This is a genomic window from Streptomyces sporangiiformans, assembly GCF_005768555.2.
In the GTDB taxonomy this organism is placed as follows: Bacteria; Actinomycetota; Actinomycetes; order Streptomycetales; family Streptomycetaceae; genus Streptomyces; species Streptomyces sporangiiformans.
In genome coordinates, this window is the sequence record NZ_VCHX02000024.1 from 1 (window position 1) to 2,228 (window position 2,228).

At 72.4% G+C, this 2,228-nt stretch carries 1 protein-coding gene; it reads right to left on the reverse strand.

Features of this window, described 5'->3' with window-relative positions; translation table 11 throughout:
* Positions 1 to 2,168 (reverse strand): beta-ketoacyl reductase (locus tag FGD71_RS00950; protein WP_140935786.1); only part of this gene is annotated, 2,168 nt, incomplete at its 3' end.
* Positions 2,169 to 2,228: the final 60 nt, after the last annotated feature.

Genomic DNA, 2,228 nt, shown 5'->3' on the forward strand with positions numbered 1-2,228 from the left:
CCGTCCCCACCCTCCGACAGCAGCCGCCACAACCCCTCCGGAGAATCCACCCCACCCGGAAAACGACACCCCATCCCCACGATCACAACCGGATCCTCAGAGACCACCGTCCCGGCCACCAACCCAGCCGAGGCCTCCTCCCCCACCACGCCGAACATCTCCCCGTACAGGAAGTCAGCCAGCGCCACCGGAGTCGGACAGTCGAACACCACCGCCGCCGGCAACGACACCCCGCACTCCGCGCCGAGCACGTTGCGCAACTCCACCGCGATCAGAGAATCGACACCCAACTCACGAAACGCCACATCAACGGCCACCGCCCCCACATCCCGGTGACCGAGTGCGGCAGCGGTGCGGGCACGAACGGTCTGCAGCAGTTCGCGGCGCCGGTCCTCGGCCGACAGCTTCGAGAGCCGTTCGCGAAGCGGAGTGGTCGGCGTACGGCGGTCGGTCGCCGTGATCTCGGCCTCGTACACCTCGTCGAGGAGCGGGCTGGTGCGGATGGCGGTGAAGGCCGGGCCGAACCGGTCCCAGTCGATGTCGGCGACGAACGGAACGGATTCCGTCCCCGCGACGCACGCGCCGAGCGCAGCGAGTGCCGTCGTCGGGTCCAGAGGGTTCACGCCGCCGCCGCGCTGCCGGTTCTCGGCGCCCGTGTCGGAGGCCATGCCGCCGCCCGCCCAGGGGCCCCAGGCGATCGACGTACCAGGCAGACCGAGGGCACGGCGCCGCTCTGCCAGGGCGTCCAGCATGGCGTTGGCCGCGGCGTAGTTGGCCTGCCCGGCGGAGCCGACGGTGCCGGCGAGGGAGGAGAAGAGGACGAACGCCGACAGGTCCGGGCACAGTTCGCGGGTCAGCTCGTCCAAGTGGAGCGCGGCGGCGGCCTTCGCCCGGACGACCGTGTCGAAGCGTTCGGGGGTGAGGGTGTCGAGCACACCGTCGTCGAGCACGCCCGCCGTGTGGACCACGGCGTCCACGGGGTGGGTCTCGAGCAAGTGCCGGACGGCGGCACGGTCGGTCGTGTCGCAGGCGACGGTCGTGACCCGTGCTCCGGCGGCGGTGAGCTCGGCCTCCAGATCCGCCGCGCCCGGAGCCCCGGCCCCGCGCCTGCTCGCGAGCACGACATGCTCGGCACCGCGTTCGACGGCCCAGCGCGCCACACGGGCGCCGAGCGCTCCGGTACCGCCAGTGATGAGCAGCGTGCCGCGCGGCGTCCACTCGCTCCAGGAATCGTTCGCGGAACGGACCCGTCGGGGGACCAGTCGGCGGACCAGCACGCCACGGGCCCGGACGGCGACCTGGTCCTCACGGTTGCAGCTCCCCGACAGCACCAAGGCCAGCCGTGCACCGGCACGTTGGTCCACCTCGTCGGGTATGTCGATCAGACCGCCCCAGCGGTCCGGGTGCTCGAGGGCCGCCACCCGCCCGAGGCCCCACACGGCGGCCTGGTCGAGAAGAGGCGGTGCATCATCTCCGTCGACGGCGACCGCGCCGCGCGTAACGGTCCACAGCGGCGCGGTGATGCCCGCGTCACCGAGCGCTTGGAGCAGCAGGGTGGTGGCCAGAACGCCTACCGGTGTTCCCTCGCGCTCACCCGGATCCAGGGCGAGCGCCGAGACGACGCCGCTGATGTGTCCGTCGCCGACGGCGGACACGAGGCGGTCGGCCAGCGCCGCCCGGTCCAGGGCGGGGACACAGCTCACGTCGACGACTTCGGCACCACGCGAGGCCAGCGCCGCGGTCAACGCGCCGTCCCAACCGTCACCGCCCCGCGCTCCCTCAGGGGCGACGATCAGCCAACGGCCGTTCAGAGCAGCCTCGTCGGGCAGGCCGGCCACGGGCTGCCAGGTCACCCCGTAGTGGTGAGCGCCCTCGGCGGCGGCAGCGGCGGAGCCGTCGGCCCGGTATGTCCGCTCCAGCCAGAGGCGGTCCCTGCGGAAGGCGTACGTCGGCAGATCGACACGGTGGGCGCCGGGCAGAACGGCCGACCAGTCGGGTCGGTGACCGTTCACGTGCAGTCGGCTGACGGCGGTGAGCAGGGCCGTCAGCTCGTCGCGGTCCTTGCGCAGAGCGGGAACGAAGACGGAATCAGCACCGTCGTCGGCAAGGCAGGCCTGGGCCATGGCGGTCAACGTGCCGTCCGGACCCAACTCCACGAACCGGGTCACCCCGTGCTCCGCCAGCCACGCCACCCCATCGGCGAACCGAACCGCCTGGCGCACATGCCG